At 68.5% G+C, this 802-nt stretch carries 2 protein-coding genes; both read left to right on the forward strand.

Annotation, left to right across the window (positions count from 1 at the left end; translation table 11 throughout):
- Window positions 1-405 (forward strand): DUF5815 family protein (locus DJ70_RS06120; RefSeq protein ID WP_094531118.1); only part of this gene is annotated, 405 nt, incomplete at its 5' end.
- Between the two features lie 122 nt (window positions 406-527).
- Window positions 528-734: a hypothetical protein gene (locus tag DJ70_RS06125; protein ID WP_094531120.1), complete on the forward strand. Its 207-nt coding sequence runs from the start codon at window positions 528-530 to the stop codon at window positions 732-734.
- Window positions 735-802 lie beyond the last annotated feature (68 nt).

Here is an 802-nt window from a genome sequence, read left to right on the forward strand (position 1 = left end):
GTCGTGATGGACGTCCACCCGCCGGAGCGGTTTCTCCCCGAGTTCCTCGTCGACGTCCTCCGGGAGGCGATAGAGACGACGAGCGAGGAGATGCCGGAGTTCGACACGCCGCACCTCCTCGGGGTCGTCTTGGAGGAGTTCCCCGAGTCGGTCGTCACACACGACGCCAGCGGCGACGGCGAGGTCGGCTACGCGATGGTGTGGGTGTCGGACTTCGACTCCCGTCGGCTCCACGAGGTGATCGTCGAACTCGTCGTCGAGCTGATGGAACACGCCGTCAGCCACGCCGAGGACGACGACGCCCTCTCCGAGTTCGAGCGGGAGATGATGGAGTTCGACGTGCGCGAGTTCGTCGAGCAGTATCGCGCGGAACGCGACCTCGAGGCCGAGGACCCGTACGTCTGATCGGCGGCCGGGTCCGTCGCCGGCGGCACCGTGGACCGGCGGTAGCGGGCTCGTGTGTCCGACGCGCGTCCGACTCCTGTCTCACTGAAACCTATACCCTCGGCGCGCGTACTGTAAGACACATGCACACCCACGAGTACGAGCGGATCCGCGGTGTGCTCGCCGACGCCGAGGAGCCGCTGACGGCGCGGGAGATCCTGGCCCTCTTGGAGGAGACCGAGGGGATCGACAGCCCGCACCGGGTCGCGACCGTGTTGGGACGGTGGGCGAAACGCGGCGAAGTGGACGTGATCGTCGGGCGGCCGTATCGGTACGAGTTGAGCACCTAGCGGTCGTCCCTCCTCCACGGCCGGAGCCGACGTCGGCCCGACCGGGAGCGACGTCGGCTCCGGCCGTG

The sequence above is a fragment of the Halorubrum halodurans genome (assembly GCF_002252985.1).
GTDB lineage: Archaea > Halobacteriota > Halobacteria > Halobacteriales > Haloferacaceae > Halorubrum > Halorubrum halodurans.